Origin of the sequence: Pontibacter chinhatensis (assembly GCF_900113285.1) — a bacterium.
GTDB lineage: Bacteria > Bacteroidota > Bacteroidia > Cytophagales > Hymenobacteraceae > Pontibacter > Pontibacter chinhatensis.
The window spans coordinates 342,050-357,252 of sequence record NZ_FOOT01000003.1 but is presented as its reverse complement, the minus strand read 5'-3'; the positions used below and the strand labels follow the sequence as shown (position 1 = coordinate 357,252).

Annotated in this window: 15 protein-coding genes; 5 read left to right on the top strand and 10 right to left on the bottom strand. The window is 52.9% G+C overall.

Annotated features, from left to right (window positions below; translation table 11 throughout):
* Nucleotides 1–110: 110 nt before the first annotated feature.
* Nucleotides 111–320, top strand: coding sequence for a hypothetical protein (locus tag BM040_RS22185; RefSeq protein ID WP_449421140.1), 210 nt, complete (start codon nucleotides 111–113; stop codon nucleotides 318–320).
* On the opposite strand, the gene BM040_RS10730 is transcribed toward BM040_RS22185, so the two are convergent.
* Nucleotides 317–946 carry a hypothetical protein gene (locus tag BM040_RS10730; RefSeq protein WP_092100976.1) on the bottom strand — a complete coding sequence of 210 codons (630 nt, stop codon included), beginning with the start codon at nucleotides 944–946 and terminating at the stop codon, nucleotides 317–319. The genes BM040_RS22185 and BM040_RS10730 overlap by 4 nt on opposite strands.
* A gap of 138 nt (nucleotides 947–1,084) precedes the next feature.
* Nucleotides 1,085–2,161, bottom strand: a complete 1,077-nt coding sequence (prfA, locus tag BM040_RS10725) for a peptide chain release factor 1 (protein ID WP_092100974.1) — start codon at nucleotides 2,159–2,161, stop codon at nucleotides 1,085–1,087.
* A 300-nt stretch (nucleotides 2,162–2,461) separates the two neighbouring features.
* Here prfA and BM040_RS10720 point away from each other — a divergent pair, with 300 nt between their 5' ends.
* Together BM040_RS10720 and BM040_RS10715 are read left to right on the top strand one after the other, a co-directional pair.
* Nucleotides 2,462–2,782: a thioredoxin family protein gene (locus tag BM040_RS10720; protein WP_092100972.1), complete on the top strand. Its 321-nt coding sequence runs from the start codon at nucleotides 2,462–2,464 to the stop codon at nucleotides 2,780–2,782.
* Between the two features lie 9 nt (nucleotides 2,783–2,791).
* Complete coding sequence (locus BM040_RS10715; protein ID WP_092100970.1) at nucleotides 2,792–3,034, top strand: DUF6952 family protein; 243 nt, start codon at nucleotides 2,792–2,794, stop codon at nucleotides 3,032–3,034.
* 80 nt (nucleotides 3,035–3,114) lie between these two features.
* Here the strand turns inward: BM040_RS10715 and BM040_RS10710 are convergent, their stop codons facing one another.
* The 3 genes from BM040_RS10710 to crtD all read right to left on the bottom strand — a co-directional run bounded on the left by BM040_RS10710 (nucleotide 3,115) and on the right by crtD (nucleotide 6,020).
* Nucleotides 3,115–3,726 (bottom strand): hypothetical protein, encoded by a 612-nt coding sequence (locus BM040_RS10710; protein ID WP_092100968.1) that lies wholly within the window; start codon nucleotides 3,724–3,726, stop codon nucleotides 3,115–3,117.
* A gap of 130 nt (nucleotides 3,727–3,856) precedes the next feature.
* Nucleotides 3,857–4,534 carry a carotenoid biosynthesis protein gene (locus BM040_RS10705; protein WP_092100966.1) on the bottom strand — a complete coding sequence of 226 codons (678 nt, stop codon included), beginning with the start codon at nucleotides 4,532–4,534 and terminating at the stop codon, nucleotides 3,857–3,859.
* Entirely contained in the window at nucleotides 4,527–6,020 is a 1,494-nt protein-coding gene (gene crtD, locus BM040_RS10700) for a 1-hydroxycarotenoid 3,4-desaturase CrtD (RefSeq protein ID WP_092100964.1), read from the bottom strand. Before crtD ends, BM040_RS10705 begins: the two co-directional genes overlap by 8 nt.
* A 145-nt stretch (nucleotides 6,021–6,165) precedes the next feature.
* Here crtD and BM040_RS10695 point away from each other — a divergent pair, with 145 nt between their 5' ends.
* A complete protein-coding gene (locus BM040_RS10695; RefSeq protein WP_092100963.1) occupies nucleotides 6,166–7,260 on the top strand; it encodes a tetratricopeptide repeat protein in 1,095 nt (364 codons plus the stop codon).
* A gap of 3 nt (nucleotides 7,261–7,263) precedes the next feature.
* Here the strand turns inward: BM040_RS10695 and BM040_RS10690 are convergent, their stop codons facing one another.
* The 5 genes from BM040_RS10690 to rbfA form a co-directional block, all read right to left on the bottom strand.
* Entirely contained in the window at nucleotides 7,264–7,704 is a 441-nt protein-coding gene (locus tag BM040_RS10690) for an SRPBCC family protein (RefSeq protein WP_092100961.1), read from the bottom strand.
* Between the two features lie 232 nt (nucleotides 7,705–7,936).
* A complete protein-coding gene (locus BM040_RS10685; RefSeq protein ID WP_092100959.1) occupies nucleotides 7,937–10,861 on the bottom strand; it encodes a DEAD/DEAH box helicase in 2,925 nt (974 codons plus the stop codon).
* Between the two features lie 171 nt (nucleotides 10,862–11,032).
* Nucleotides 11,033–12,256, bottom strand: coding sequence for an ABC transporter permease (locus BM040_RS10680; protein ID WP_092100957.1), 1,224 nt, complete (start codon nucleotides 12,254–12,256; stop codon nucleotides 11,033–11,035).
* A 75-nt stretch (nucleotides 12,257–12,331) separates the two neighbouring features.
* Nucleotides 12,332–13,141, bottom strand: coding sequence for a class I SAM-dependent methyltransferase (locus BM040_RS10675; RefSeq protein WP_092100955.1), 810 nt, complete (start codon nucleotides 13,139–13,141; stop codon nucleotides 12,332–12,334).
* Between the two features lie 22 nt (nucleotides 13,142–13,163).
* Nucleotides 13,164–13,559 carry a 30S ribosome-binding factor RbfA gene (gene rbfA / locus BM040_RS10670; RefSeq protein ID WP_092100953.1) on the bottom strand — a complete coding sequence of 132 codons (396 nt, stop codon included), beginning with the start codon at nucleotides 13,557–13,559 and terminating at the stop codon, nucleotides 13,164–13,166.
* 194 nt (nucleotides 13,560–13,753) lie between these two features.
* On the opposite strand from rbfA, the gene BM040_RS10665 reads away from it, so the two are divergent.
* The gene (locus BM040_RS10665) at nucleotides 13,754–15,154 is read left to right on the top strand and encodes a hypothetical protein (RefSeq protein ID WP_139217792.1); all 1,401 of its coding nucleotides are present in this window, start codon (nucleotides 13,754–13,756) and stop codon (nucleotides 15,152–15,154) included.
* The last annotated feature ends 49 nt before the right edge of the window (nucleotides 15,155–15,203 follow it).

The window sequence follows — 15,203 nt, the reverse complement described above, 5'->3', positions numbered from 1 at the left end:
GCGCCTGCACCCCGTTGATGGTCAGCTGGTAAGGCGAGTTTCCTGCTCCCGCCAGGGTCACCTGGCTGATGCGCACAGCTTTCTCGTTGCGGTTGTATACTTTCAGGCGCTTGGTAATGCTGCCTCTGCTCACGAACACGGTGTCAAACAGCAGCGTGTCTGCCGAAAACCGCAGGACCGCGTTCGGGTCGGTGGTAATTACCTCATCCTTCGGCTCGCAGCCGAACACCGACAGCAGCAGCAACAGGGGCAGTATGGCAAGCAGGTATCTCAAGTATAGCTATTCGTTGTTCTTTGTTGAAAGTATAAAAGCCGCTTAGTTAAGCGATTTGAGAGAGGTTATCACGTTAAATTTTTTATACTCGTTGATGCGCGGGTCAAAAAATTCTTCCTCCCGGTATCCCACCTGCACTTTTTTGTCTTTTACGCCCTTGTAGTTACTGCTCAGGTTCATGTCAGAGGCAAAAAATGAAAGCCAGTAAAAGCTGGCAGCCTTGCCGCTGGCATCCTTCACCGTAAACACTATAAACTGCTGGTCGCTTATACTTGTTACTGTTCCCTCAAAGCGCTTTTCCTCTATGGCAGGAGTAGTTGCGTTACCCTGCTCCAACATGCTTGCCAGCGCCATAAACGTGTCGGGGCACCGTGTTGCTATTTTAACACCAAGCGCCTCACCGATGGCTTCCCCCATTTCTTCTCCCTGGCTTCCTATCTTTGAAAGATCGATGTTATAGTCTTTTTTAAGTTGCTTCTCGTAAGGGCCCGCAGCCTTTAGCATGCAAAAGCCAAGGCGCATCTCCAGATTTTGTTTTTCTCCGCTGTTCATAAGCTCGTTGATGCAGCTGCAGGTCTCATCGGCGATGGCATCCATGTAGGCCTGACCCTGTGCTTTGGGAGAAATGATAAAAAGGCAGGCGGTAAAGCAAAGGAGTAAAAGTTTGTTCATGAAGTACGGAATAGTTGGTTAAAGATTGACTGCTGAATTTAGCAATCCTGAGAGGCAAAACCTATATAGCACAAAAAAAGGATGCAGCGCCGCCATACTTGCTTCACTACATCCCTTAATTTATGCTTTTATACTTACTTATTCGGCTGTGGCGCCTTCTTTCAGTCGCTCGGCGTTTTCGGCAATACGCAGCTCTTCTACAAAGTCGTCGATACCGCCGTCCATTACGGCAGGCAGGTTGTATACGGTGTAGCCGATGCGGTGGTCAGTTACGCGGCCCTGCGGGTAGTTGTAGGTGCGGATTTTATCGGAACGGTCGCCGCCGCCCACCATGCTCTTGCGCTGGGCACCTTCGGCTTCGTTTTTCTTAGCCAGTTCCACCTCGTAAATACGTGAACGAAGTACCGCCAACGCCTTGTCAAAGTTTTTAAGCTGCGACTTCTGGTCCTGGCACTGCGCCACGATACCCGTCGGGATGTGCGTTAAACGAACGGCAGAATAGGTCGTGTTTACCGACTGACCACCCGGGCCTGAGGAACAGAAAAGGTCCTTGCGCACGTCGTTCATGTCGATCTCCACGTCGAACTCCTCCGCCTCCGGCAGCACCACCACCGAGGCCACGGAAGTATGGATACGGCCCTGCGTTTCGGTGGCCGGCACGCGCTGTACGCGGTGCACGCCGGATTCGAACTTCAGCTTGCCGTACACGTCCTCGCCAGACACACCCACGATGATTTCTTTGTAACCTCCCGAGGTACCTTCGGTCGCGTCCATCAGCTCCATTTTCCAGCCGTGCTTCTCGGCAAAACGGCTGTACATGCGGAACAGGTCACCGGCAAAGATAGAGGCCTCGTCGCCACCGGCACCAGCACGGATCTCCATGATGATGTCCTTGCTGTCGTTCGGGTCTTTCGGGATCAGGAGCTCTTTCAGCGTCTCTTCCATCGCGTCGCGCTGCGGAAGCAACTCGTCCAGCTCTTCCTTGGCCATCTCCCGGAAGTCCTCATCCTTCTCTGTGGCAATCACCTGCTTGGCGTTGTCGATGTTGCTGAGGATGTTTTTATACTTTTTATACTCGGTTACGATCTTGTCCAGATCTTTATACTCTTTATTCAGCGCCTTAAATTTCTTCATGTCGCTGGCCACATCCGGCTGGATGAGCAGCTGACTTACTTCCTCAAAACGCTGGTTGATGGCTTCTAACTTATCTAACATCGTGTTATTCTGGTTTTAGGCTGCAAAGATACGAAATTGACCTATAGATTTAATTATCCCTATTGCCATATAAGTATAATTCTGCCGCCCGTGCTTTTTCCTATGCTTATAACTTTAAAGGCGCGGCTATAGTTTCAGGGCGCGCAACAGAACTTGCAGCGCATACTTATAGACACAAACTATAATCGAATCAATTAAATCTATCGGAACTATTGCCCTAGTCTCGGCTGAAACATTTACTTTTGACAGTAGTTTAACTAAAGATAGCATTAGATCAAGCAAACCATAAAAAGAAAAAATATGGCTGTTATTGTAGCAACTGACAACGATTTTAACGAAGTACTGAACTCTAACCAGAAAGTGGTGGTGAAATACTATGCCGATTGGTGTGGCAGCTGCCGCCTGTTCTCGCCTAAGTTCAAGCGCCTGTCTGACGACGAGGCTTTTGCCGGCGTGGCTTTTGTGGATGTGAACGCCGAAACCAGCCCGGAGGCCCGCAAGTTGGCCAATGTAACCAACCTGCCTTACTTCGCCATCTTCAAAGACGGCAAACTGGTAGACGCTGTGGCTGCCAGCAAGGAGGAAGCCGTTCGTGAACTGATCCATAAACTAAACGCGTAAAGTATAGCCATGAAGATACCCGCCATTAAGAAACTGGTAGAAAACAACACGATGGAGGAGCTGATGGCCGCCGAGGCGGCTATCGTGGACGAGCAGCCGTTGGCCATTGAAGTAGGGGGCGACGACGAAGGCGAGCAGCTGACGCACGTGCTGGCCGCCATCTGGATCCTGAACGAGATGAACGACAACGGCACCGACTTTAAAACCGCACTGCGCCAGTACACGCAGAAGGTGCGCGTTTCCATCAGCTAGTACCACCCTATACATAACAAAGCGCCGCGGCCAAAGCTTATACTTCGGCCGCGGCGCTTTATACTTTCTATACCTGGCTGCTAGATGTTGTTTCTGGAAAAATACTCTTCGGCCAGCTTGCCGCCCTTCTCGGTGCAGAGGCCGCGCACATAGTATAAATACATGCTCCGGAACACCTCGCCCAAATCGAACCGGTTGGGCGGGAAAACCTGCGGGTTGATGAGCATGTGAAACTGCTCTATGATAATTTTGGCAACCAGCTGCAGGTTGATGTCCTTGCGGAAATAGCCCTGCACTACCCCCTCATTTATGACCTGGTAATTAAGGTCATAGTTATAGTTGTTGAGGTGGTCGAGGCACGTTTGCCAAACCTTGGGGTAATGTGTCCGCAGGTCGGTGATATAATCCGGGTGGATGGTCTTTAGATCCTGAATGCCGTACCGCAGCAGCATGAAGATCTTCTCCACGGGGTTGCGGGCTTGTTGCAGCCGCTCCTGATCGCGGTCCTCCTGCTGGTCGAGGTCATACTGCACCACCTGCTGCACCATTTCCTGCCGGTCACTGAAAGTAACTCTGTACTCCTCTTCCGGCATGCCCAAACGCTCCATCAGGTTGGCGTCTGTGTGCCTTTCAATCCCTTCGTTCCTAAAAACATCAAGAAGCTGGCCTAATACTGTTTCTTGTAAAATCATCTAGTGTATACTGCGTATCTCTCCGCCGCAATGCTTCAGTCTGAGCAGCTTATTACAAGCATACTTCAGGCCCAACTTTACGCCCGCTAAAGATAGTTAAATTCATAAAAGCCTGCGCACACGACACAAACTATAGCAGAACATAAATGCTTACAAAAAAGGTCAATTGCACGAGATAAACATAGGGGGCCAGGGGGTTAAACTTCTCAAAACGAGCCTTTTGAAAGTATAATTGAAGTATAAATGCCACCGCAAACCAGCCTATAAAATTGGACAGGGGAATCTCGCCGGTGTGCCAGCTCCAGAAATCGAACTGCATGGCCACGGGCTCCAGGAAAAAGTCGAGCAGCAGCATGAGCAGCGTGCCCAGTATAGCTTTCGCCCACCAGGGCCAAGGAGTATAGTTGCTGATGTGGCCGGTGCTGTAAACCAGCATCACCCAGTTGAGGCCGATGAGCAGCGGCACCTCCCATACTTTGGTACCCAGCGCCTGCCCGTAAGTATAGTCGCCAAACAACAGGCCCGTGTGAATACCGATGACCTCAGAGAAAAAGCCAACGGCAAAGGCAAGCAGGGTAAAAAGTATAAAGCCGCCGTTCCAGCTGCGGTGGAAGGCAAACAGCAGCGTGTTGGTGAGCAGCAGGTTCATGGGCGTCAGGTTTTGGAAACGCTCCGGCTCCCCGCTGAAAAGCAGTCCCCAAAAACCCACCGCATGGAAGATAACCAGCACGGCCACCGCCAAGGGCAGGCCATACTTTTTATACTTCGTTTTGCCGTTATATACTTCCGTTGTAATCGTTTTAAGCATGTTTTGGTGTTTTTACGCGATTAGCTGCCGGAGCCAGTTCGCCCACAATTTTGGCTGAGAGCAGGCACAGCGGAATGCCGCCGCCCGGGTGCACGCTGCCGCCGCAAAAGTATAAGCCTTTTAGCTTGTTGCTGAAATTGGGGTGCCTTAAAAAAGCCGCCATCCGGTTGTTGGAGCTGCTGCCGTACAGTGCCCCCGCATACGACGATGTGCGGGCTTCTAGCAGCAGTGGGTCCAGCACCTGCTCTTCTTCTATCAGTTCTTCGATGTCGGTGCCGAGCATTTTCTCGAGCTTTCGGAGCACGGCCTGCCGTGTTTCTAGGGTAAGCTGCTGCCAGTCCTGGCCCTGGTTGTGCGGCACGTTCACCATCACAAACCAGTTCTCGCTTCCGGCCGGGGCATCTGCAGAGTCTGCTTTGGAGGTGATGTTGATGTACACGGTGGGGTCCGGGCTGATGCTTTTATACTTGAAAATGTGCTCAAACTCGGCCTTGTAATCCCCACTGAAGAAGATGTTGTGCACGTGCAGCTGCGGGAACTCGCGCCGGATGCCCCAGTAAAAAATGAGGGCCGAGCTGGAGCGCGGCTGCTGCAGCGTCTGCTCCGGCGCCTTGTGCTGCGGCAGCAGCCGGCGGTACGTCGGCACGATGTCCATGTTACTCACCACCACGTCAGCGTTATACTTGCCCAGGCTTGTTGCTATGCCCGTTATACTTGTGCCAGCAGTCAGGATCTGATCTACCGGCTCGTTGTAACGGAACACTACCCCCAACTCTTCGGCCAGCTTCACCAGGCTGGCGGCAATGCTATAAATACCGCCCTCCGGGTAAAAGGCACCGATGCCGTGCTCCAGGTGCGGAATGATGTTGAGCGTGCCCGGCGCCTGGTAAGGGTCGGAGCCGTTGTAGGTGGCAAACCTGTCGAGCAGCTGCACAAAGCGGGCATCGTTGAACTGGCTGGCATTGGCCTGGTGCATAGTGGTGGTCAGGCCCAGGTCGGGGAGGCAACCCATCGCCTTCAGCACGTCCGCGCTTAGGTAGGTATCGAGCCGGTGCAGTGACTTGTGCAGAAACGTATCGGCCGTGCCTTTGTAGAGCCGCTCGCTTCGGGCCAACGCCTCCAATACCGCCTTTTCCGGCACCCCCAGTTGCCGGCTTGCCTCGGCCGCAAACCTGGCGGGATCGGCATAGGCTTTTACCTGGCTGCCGTCGGGCCAGAAGTAGTGCGTAATCGGATCTAAGCGGGTATAGCGGAAGTAGTCGGAAGGAGTGCGGCCGGCCAGGGCAAAGAGCTCGTCTACCAGGTGCGGCAGCGTGAACAGCGAGGGCCCGGCGTCAAACCTGTACTTGCCCAGCCAGAACTCCTGCATCTTCCCCCCAAACGTATGGCTCGCTTCAAAAACAGTCACCTCATAGCCTTTCAGGGCCAGGCGTATGCTGGTTGCGATGCCTCCGATTCCGGCCCCGATGATGGCTGCTTTTGTCATGCTCTGCTATACGGCGTTTTGCTTTATGTGCTGTAAACTGACGGGGCCAGGGAAAGGTTTTGATCATTTATACTTTGCCGGATGACCTTTTGCAGAATATGCTTATTTTTATATATTTATGCTTTAGGATATAAACTAACCCGCTATGAAACACAAACTTATACTTCTACTTGCCCTGCTGTTTGCCTTCCCTGCCTTTGCCCAGACAGATCGGGTACAGGAGCTTATCCAGGAAGGTATAACACTGATGGACAACGGTGAGCTGGATGCTTCCATCGCCAAGCTGCAAGAGGCGCGCAAACTGGACTCTAAAAACAACCTGGTTTTATACGAAATCGGCCTCGCCCATTACCTGAAGGCGGATTACCAGAAGGCGCTGGAGATAACCGCTCCCTTGGTGAAAGGTAAAAAGGCTTTCGATCAAGCCTTTCAGCTGCGCGGCAACAGCTACGACATGCTCGGAGACCCTACCAAAGCTATAAAAACATACGAGGAAGGGCTGAAGAAATTCCCTAACTCGGGCCCCTTATACTTAGAGGCAGGCGTGGTACTGCTCAAAACCAACACCCCTGATAAGGCCCTCACCTATTTCGAGAAAGGGATAGAAATGGCTCCCCGGCATCCCTCCAACTACTACTGGGCTGCCAAACTCTTCCTGGACTCAGACGAGGAAGTATGGGGGATGCTGTACGGAGAGATCTTCCGGAACCTGGAGCCAAACTCTGCCCGAAGCTCAGAAATCAGCAAACTGCTTTACGACACCTACAAAAGCGAGATTAAGTTTATTTCCGACACGACTGCTTCCGTGAGCTTTAGCAAGAGCAACGTGATGGGCTTCAACAGCAAAACGAGCTCCTTTAACTTGCCTTTTGGCACCATGTCCTACGAAATGACAATGGCTGTATCGGTGGCAGGCAAAAAGCAGATCGACCTTCCCTCATTGCACCAGATCCGCACAAGCTTCGTCGAGAACTTCTACGGCAACGACATAAACAAGCGCTTCGACAACCTGCTGTTTCAGTGGCACCGCACCCTTCAGGATGCAGGCCATTTCGAGGCCTATAACTACTGGCTGCTCAGCGCCGGCGACGAAGAGGCATTCAACGCATGGGTGGAGCAGCACGAGCAGCAATTCCAGGCCTTCGCAGACTGGTACACGCAGGATCGTTTCCCGGTTAGTCCGCAGTCATACTTCCACCGAAGCCAACTCAGCAACGTGACTTTATCGACAGAAGAGTAGGTTTTATACTTTGCCAAACACCTTCCTGTACACCGGCCCGCGCATGCCGAAGGCTGCCAGCATGAGCGGGTAGAGGAACCAGTCTAAAAGTATAAAACCGGTGCTGTAGGTGATGATGTCGTGGATGATGGCGCCGCTGCCATGCCGGGAGACCAAATGCTTGTGGTGCCATACTTTGAGCGGCGGCGGCAGCTCCTGCCCCTGGTCGATAAAGTATGCTTCGGCACCGGTTATACTTCTGTCGGTAATCAGGCTGGTCCAGCGGAAGGACTTCAGGCCCGTCTGCAGCTCTACCTCCACCACATCGCCCGGCTCAGAGCCGTCGAAGCGCAGCAGCTTTAGACGCGGGTAGGAGGGAGCCAGCTGCCGGAACAGCCGCTCATCGAAGGCATGGAACACCTGCAGGTAATCCTGGGCAACGGCTGTTTTCAAATGGAGCTGCATGGGTTTAATTGTTGATTGTTGGATTGTTACATGGTTGGGGCCAACCTCCTTTACCCCTCCTTAACCAAGGGAGTGAATTATTTATTGCTTACGGCATAACCTCTGTCAGAACTATAAGTTATACTTCTGCCAAAACAAAAGCCGCTGCATTTATACTTGCAGCGGCTCTTTTATACTTTACCCAAGCCAATATTGAGCAACTATTTAACAATCCAACAATTAACAATTTGCCCTAACTCAATAGGCTGTCGATATCGTCCCGGGTCAGGCTTTTGATGATGGTCTCATCGATGCTGATCAGGTCGGTTACAAGCTGCAGCTTACGGCTCTGCAGGGCCAGGATTTTCTCTTCCACCGTGTCCTTGGTGATGAACTTGTAGGTGAACACCGTGTTCTGCTGCCCGATGCGGTGCGCCCTGTCCACGGCCTGCGCTTCCACAGCCGGGTTCCACCACGGGTCAAGTATAAACACATAGTCCGCGGCGGTCAGGTTCAGGCCCACACCGCCGGCCTTCAGCGAGATAAGGAACACCTGTATGCTTTCGTCTTTTTGAAATCGCTCTACCTGCTCGTGGCGGTTTTTGGTATTGCCGTCCAGGTAGGTATACTTTATTTCCCGCTTGTCCAGCGAGCGCTTGATGATCTCCAGGTGCTTTACAAACTGACTAAAAATCAACACCTTGTGCCCCTTGCTCACCACATCCCGTGTTTTGTGGATTACCTCCTTCAGCTTGCCTGAACTACCCTCGTAGCCAGAGTCAGTCATGAGCGGGTGGTTAGCGATCTGGCGCAGCTTGGTAAGGCCCTGCAAAAGTATAAACTGGGTGTTGCCAGCCCCGTTCTCCTCCAGGCTCGTCAGGATCCTGTTACGGTAGTAAGACTTGGTTTCCTCGTAGGCATGCTCCTGCTCCTCGGTCATTTTGCAGTACGTGGTATGCTCCACCTTTTCGGGCAACTCCGTGGCCACCTGCGATTTGTGCCTGCGAAGTATAAACGGCTTGATGAGCGCGTGCAACCGGCGCGTCTTTTGCTCGTCCTTGTCCTTCTCTATTGGCTTGAGGAACTCGTTGCGGAAGAAATGCTGGTTGCCTAGCAGCCCTGGATTGATGAACGACATCTGCGACCACAAATCCATCGTGCTGTTTTCCACAGGCGTACCCGTAAGTATAAGCCGGTGCCGCGACTTCAGCTCCCTTATCGAGCGCGAGGTGTTCGAATCCGGGTTCTTGATGGCCTGCGACTCGTCGAGGATGATGTAGTCGAAGTAGTAGGTTTTGAGCAGCTCGGCGTCCAGGCGCACAATGCCGTAGGAGGTCAACACCACGTCGTAGTTCGAGAACAGCTCTACGTTCTTCTCGCGGTAAGTGCCGGTATAGTTGAGGATGCGCAGGTTGGGGGTAAACTTCTGGGCCTCGTTCAGCCAGTTGTACACCAATGAGGTCGGCATCACCAGCAGCGTGGCGCTCTCGGCGCCGTTTTCTTTGCGGTGCTGCAGCATGGCCAGCGTCTGCACGGTTTTACCCAGGCCCATGTCATCGGCCAAGCACCCCCCGAATTTATAGTTCTGCACAAAGTGCAGCCAGTTATAGCCTGCCTTCTGGTAAGGGCGCAGCTCGCCCACAAAGCCCGCCGGCATCGGCTGATCCTCTATCTCCTCAAACTCGCGCAGCTGCTCCAGCTTGCGGCTCATGGTCACGGTGGCCAGGTTGCCGTTCTGCAAATCGTTTACCAGGGCCATGTGGTGCTTGCGCAGGGTCAGCTCCTCATCGCCCTCGGCAAAGGCAAACAGTTCGATGTACTGCGTAAACCACTCCTCAGGAATGATAGCCACCTGCCCATTTGGAAGTATAAACTCGTTGTTTTTTGTAAGGATGTGGTTCTTAAGCTTGATAAACGGAATCTCAAACTCGCCGAACCGAACAGAGCCATAGATATCGAACCAGTCGTTCTTCTCGGTAATGCCTACCTCCAGGACTATCTCGCCTATAAAGTAGTGCTTGCCGCCGTTCTCCGACTGCTTTACCGTCACGCCCAATTGCTCGAGCTCCTGCAGGTTGGCGTTGAGCCAGGCAAAAGCCTCGTTCTTCTCTACCAGTGCTTTGCCGTTCTTTAGATCCAAGCCGCGCTTGCCCAGTTTCCGGGCCACCTCTTTCTCGCGAGTAAGGTCGCGGGTTAGTTTGTAGAAAGTATAGGAGTCTTCCGTTTTGGCCATACTTACGCTGATGCGCTTGGGCTCCTGCGTTTGCACCATGTGCCCGCCATACATAAAGGCCAGCTCAAACAGAATGCTATGGCTGCTGCGCTCCGCGTGCGGCTCTCCGTTCACAGCGGTTCTGGCCACGGGAGCCTCTGCCGCTATCTCCGCGAACGTCAGGAAAGCGCGTGGCTCATACTTCTCCTCCCGCACCTCGAAGCCCCTTACCCGCACGTCAAACGACTCCATGAGCGGCACCATAAACTTGCTGTAGTAGTTTTCTTCTATGGCACGCGGTATGGCGATGAATTTCTTGTTCAGGAAGGGCTGCAGCTTTTTGCCGTCTATCGATTTTTCAAAGCTATAGACCACATCGTTGAGCAGCAGCCAGGCTGGCTCGTGGCAAATCAGGGCCGCACCTTTATACTGGAAGTCCAGCTTCTCGCCGGCATACCTTATTCTCGGGAAGTAATGGGTATTGTCCTGGTTGCGCATGAGGTGGAACAGCACCGAGGCCTTCTCCGGAGCCAGCGTGATGCGGCGCCAAGTTGGCTCGCCGTCCTTGCCCATGATAAAGGTGTTTTTACCCTGGCTCAGCAGGTCGAGTATCTTGCTCATGCGCACCTGCATGTGGCGGTTTATCCGCTCCTGCAGCGCCTTGTCTCCTTTCTCCGCGTCGTACACCTTCAGGAAGAAATCAGTCGCCGACATTTTCTTGGCCGAGAATTTCTTCACCACAGCGTCCTGCTGAATCTGGTCCATGAGCTGAATGAGCTTAAAGTCATCCGCGTCCAGGCGGGCGGCAAACTCGTCGGCATTCTTGGCTGAAACATTCTGGTGCTGGAGGGTAAGCTGACCTTTTGTGTTTACCTGCACCACAAAAGACTCAAACAGGTATCCCAGATACTCGTGTTCGAAGAGAGAATAAACTGCCTGAAAAGGCTGTGTGGTGGAAACTTTCATGCCGGGGTGCAATTAGCAGACTCCAAATTTAACCATAAAAGCGCTCATTTCCTACTATTTATGAGCGGGTTTGGCTTGTACTTTAGGGAGCCATTTGTGTCGTTTTCTAGCGAAACAGGCACATCCCGCGAATGTTTGCGCTATATAGAAATTGTATTTGAAGGGGAGAGGCTAGATATTCTCCGTCACCGACATGGCAGCGGCTCTGTTGGCAGGCCTGATGGAGACAAGGAGCGTGATGACGATAATGGCAAGCCCCGTGAAAACGAAGTCCTCCACCTGCATTTTAACCGGGTAGGCCTCCACCACCGAGGTAGCCATGCCCATACTGATGATGCCGAAGGTTTGCTGCAGGTTACAGACCAGCATGCCCAGCGTGAGCCCGTAAGCAGCGCCGATAAGGGCCACCAACGCGCCCTCGAGTAAGAAGATGTTGCGGATAGTCTTAGCCGTGGCTCCCATCGAGGCAAGTATGGCAATGTCTTTTTTCTTGTCGATGACCAGCATGGAGAGTGAGAAGAAGATGTTGAGGGAGGCAATGCCCAGGATAAAGGCAAAGGTGATGAACACGAACAGCTTCTCTACCTTCACGGCACGCAGCAGGCTGGTGTGCTGCTCGTCAGAGTTCTGCACTTTAAAACCTTCACCCAAAATCTGCTGCAGTTCCCGCTTTACCTGCTCAATCTTAAAGCCTTGCTCTACCTTTATCTCCAGGGCCGTGCGGCGGCGGCCGTACTCCAGCAACTCTTCGGCGAAGTTGAGGGGCACAAACACATAGGCGTCGTCGTACTGGCGCTCGATGGCAAAAATACCGCTAGGCAAGATGTTCAGGCTGTTGAAAGAGGCCTCAGGGTTGAGCGGGTTGAACTTGACGTTGCGCGGGTAGAGGAACTGCAAGGCCACAAACTGGTTGTTTGGCCGGATAGAGAGTTGGTACTGCACCCCGCGCCCCACCAGCGCCCGGTAGGTGTTTTTAAAGTATAAATCACTGGAGCCCTCCACCACCGACGCACCAATCTCGTTCTGCTCGAAGAAGTTCTCGCTCACGCCTTTTACCTTCACCACCATCTGGCGCTCGTTGTAGCGGAGCAGGGCATTGTCCTCTATCACCTCCGACACCACGGCCACGCCCGGCGTGCGCCGGATGCGGTTCATAAACTCGGTGTCCGTCTCAAACGACTTGCCCTCTGCAGCCGATATCTTCAGGTCGGGGTCAAAGCTGGAGTATATCTCCCGGATCAGGTCCTCCAGGCCGTTAAACACCGATAGCACGATGATGAGCGCCGCCGAGCCCACAGCCACCCCAATCATGGCAATATTGGAGATAATGCTGATGATGTTCCTCTTCTTCCTAGAGAAAAAATACCGCTTCGCTATCAGAAAAGGGACGTTCATTTAGTTCGTTATTCGTTGGCCGTTTGGAGTTACCCGAAATCAACAATTAATCAATGTAGCAAGTTAACAATTAAACTACTTCCACGCTTTCACAATCAGGCCGGTGCCCGAAGGGTGCTTTGCGTTTACATCGAGCCAGTTGAGCAACAGGCTCACCGGGAAGGTAACCAGGTAGTAAAACGGCAGCACTACAAAGAAAATTTTAGAGGCATTGAGCATCAGCAGCGGGTACTTCATCGATAGGCGCCACGACACCTGCCCCGGCTTGCCATACGAGTAACGCGCCTGGACCTTGCTGAAGCCAGCAGCCCTCAGTTTATCCTCAATCTCTTTGATGTTATAGCCATCGCGCACGTGCTCCTCAATAAACGAGGCTTCGTCCTCCCCGTGCACATCAGAGCCTCCTTGGTCGGAAGGGGTGGAGATAAGCAGCATACCGCCCGGGCGCAGCGATGCGTGAAAGTTGCGGAACACCTCCACATCCTCCAGAATGTGCTCCATCACATCCACCGAAAGTATAAGGTCGTAGCTCTCCGGCTCCCTGTACTTTACCAGGTCAGCGATTTTGAACAGCACGTTGTGGCGGCCAATGGCACGCATAAACCGGTTGCAGTCCGACACCTGCTCTTCCTTCACGTCCACGGCAAGTATACGCCACTTGCTGCTCATGCCGGAAAGCTTATACGTATACTGCCCAAAGCCGGAGCCGGCATCCAATATGTGCTGCTCCCCGCCGCGGCGGTTCTCAGCCCACTCGTTCAACTCTTTGTGCACATGCCAGGCACGCAGCAACAGCAGGTCCAGCAGGTTATAGAATACGCGGCGCAGGAACGGTGTTTTGTTAAACACGTTGCCCAGCACCCGCTTTATAGGGTCGTACTGCATAAGGGTGATGTGTGGCTAAGGCCTACTTGTTAGGGTATGTTTCGTCGTCCTCGTCATCCTCGCGGGCCGGCGGAATGTCGATGTTCTCGAAAAGCTTGTCGATTTTGGCGGCATACTCAGCGGTATCATCCAGGTAGAAGATAAGCTCCGGGATAATGCGCACCTGGTTTTTGATGCGCTGGGCCAGCTGGTGGCGGATGGTTTTGGCGTTAATACGCACCTCCTGCAGCACCTCCTCGTTGTTCTTGGCCATCATGATGCTCAGGTATATTTTGGCCACCCCAAGGTCTGGCGACACGCGCACCACGCTCACCGATATGTAAGCGCCCCCAAACAGGTGCGGCACCTCCCGCTGGAAGATGTCGGCCAGCTCTTTCTGAATCAGGCGCGAGAATTTCTGTTGTCTTTTACTTTCCATATGAAGATGCAAATATCATATTAATTTCGCATTTTTACCCCAAAACTGCCTTACTCATTTCGGCTTGGGCAATTTGGCAGATGCCTCTCAGGCAAGCGCTTTTGTGTACCTGTATGCGGTACCGGGTCTTTGCTTATACTTTGCCAGGCGTGTTTTTATACTATAGTACCGTTTCTTCTTAACTATGTCTTTCCTTGATAAGTTACTTCCGTAGCATACTACCCTCCCGTCTCTTCATGCTGGTTTTGCTGTTTGTAGCTATTCAGCTGCCCCTGGTGCTGCTGGGCGTACGGCCAACCGCGCCCGAGCTGCTGCACATGCTGGTAGGGGAGCGGCTGGCCGACGGGCATGCCATGTACCGCGATATCTACGATAACACGGCACCCATCTCGGCGCTGGTTTTCTGGCTGATCGACCTGGTGGCGGGGCGCTCTTTTCTGGCCTACCGGCTTGTGTCTATGGCGCTTCTCCTGCTGCAGGCATTGCTGCTCAACAGCATCCTTAACCGCCACAGCGTGTATGCCACCAAGGATTATCTGCCGGCGCTGCTGTACCTGGTTGTCGGCAGCCTCTCCTTTGAGTTCAACATGCTCACGCCGCTGCTTATCGGCAACACCTTTCTTATACTTTCGCTGCCCTACATCATTACCCTTAACCGCGAGGGGTATGAGAATAACCGCTTGTTTGTAGGTGGGTTTATGCTGGGGCTGGCCGCCATGAGCTACTTGCCGCTGGCTTTGTTCCTGCTGGTGGGCATCTTCGCTGTTATTTTTTTCGCCTCCAACACGTTCCGCAGCACCATGCTTATGCTCTGCGGCTTTCTTTTTCCGTATGCGGTGCTGATAACGTACTATATGTACACCAATACCAGCCAGGAATTCCTGGAGCTGCACTTGCTGCGGCCCTGGCAGCTGAACGTCTCCTTTCTGCGACCGCCTTCCGATGTGGCTAAGCTCATGGCTATTCCCGGGTTTATACTTCTGCTCTCGCTCCTGAGTGCCGCATCGCAACCGCAGCGCCTGGTTTTTCAGGTTAAGTTTCAGCAGCTCATGTGGGTATGGCTGGCCGTCAGCATGCTGGTTATCTTCACCCGCGACGAGATTACGATTGCCACCTTCATCATCATCCTGCCGCCCGTAGCTTATTTCGGTGAGTTTTTCTTTACCTCGGGCCGCAAGGGTTGGATTATAAACAGTGTTTTCCTGGCGATGCTGGCTACCGTGCTGGTTATGCGCTACCGGTTGGCCCTGGGCATAAACGAGTATTTGCAGATGGACGAATCGCCGCTGCTGCTGGCTGAGCCACTTCAGCCAACTATCCAAAACAGCACTGTGCTGGTGCTAGGCAACGACATCAGCTATTACATGCATAACAAGCCCCTTACCCCATACTTAAACTGGAGCCTGGCTCAACGTCATTTTGGCAATTTGAGCGACTATCAGGCGGTGTTCGAGCTTCACGAAAACTTCAGGGATGAGATGCCGCAGTTTTTGGTGGACAAGGTGGGGCTGATGCCGGAGCTGACCTATAAGTTGCCGGATATTTTTGGCAGGTATGAGGCGACTGCTGACGCAGGTATCTATCGCCTGAAATAAAAGCAAAAGAGCCGCCCCGGAAGGAGCGGCTCTTTTGTTTATACTTTAT

Bases quoted from the DNA above. Each gene is read 5' to 3' on its own strand.
- BM040_RS10730 (WP_092100976.1), bottom strand. From the start codon at position 946: ATGAACAAACTTTTACTCCTTTGCTTTACCGCCTGCCTTTTTATCATT.
- prfA (WP_092100974.1), bottom strand. From the start codon at position 2,161: ATGTTAGATAAGTTAGAAGCCATCAACCAGCGTTTTGAGGAAGTAAGT.
- BM040_RS10720 (WP_092100972.1), top strand. From the start codon at position 2,462: ATGGCTGTTATTGTAGCAACTGACAACGATTTTAACGAAGTACTGAAC.
- BM040_RS10715 (WP_092100970.1), top strand. From the start codon at position 2,792: ATGAAGATACCCGCCATTAAGAAACTGGTAGAAAACAACACGATGGAG.
- BM040_RS10710 (WP_092100968.1), bottom strand. From the start codon at position 3,726: ATGATTTTACAAGAAACAGTATTAGGCCAGCTTCTTGATGTTTTTAGG.
- BM040_RS10705 (WP_092100966.1), bottom strand. From the start codon at position 4,534: ATGCTTAAAACGATTACAACGGAAGTATATAACGGCAAAACGAAGTAT.
- crtD (WP_092100964.1), bottom strand. From the start codon at position 6,020: ATGACAAAAGCAGCCATCATCGGGGCCGGAATCGGAGGCATCGCAACC.
- BM040_RS10695 (WP_092100963.1), top strand. From the start codon at position 6,166: ATGAAACACAAACTTATACTTCTACTTGCCCTGCTGTTTGCCTTCCCT.
- BM040_RS10690 (WP_092100961.1), bottom strand. From the start codon at position 7,704: ATGCAGCTCCATTTGAAAACAGCCGTTGCCCAGGATTACCTGCAGGTG.
- BM040_RS10685 (WP_092100959.1), bottom strand. From the start codon at position 10,861: ATGAAAGTTTCCACCACACAGCCTTTTCAGGCAGTTTATTCTCTCTTC.
- BM040_RS10680 (WP_092100957.1), bottom strand. From the start codon at position 12,256: ATGAACGTCCCTTTTCTGATAGCGAAGCGGTATTTTTTCTCTAGGAAG.
- BM040_RS10675 (WP_092100955.1), bottom strand. From the start codon at position 13,141: ATGCAGTACGACCCTATAAAGCGGGTGCTGGGCAACGTGTTTAACAAA.
- rbfA (WP_092100953.1), bottom strand. From the start codon at position 13,559: ATGGAAAGTAAAAGACAACAGAAATTCTCGCGCCTGATTCAGAAAGAG.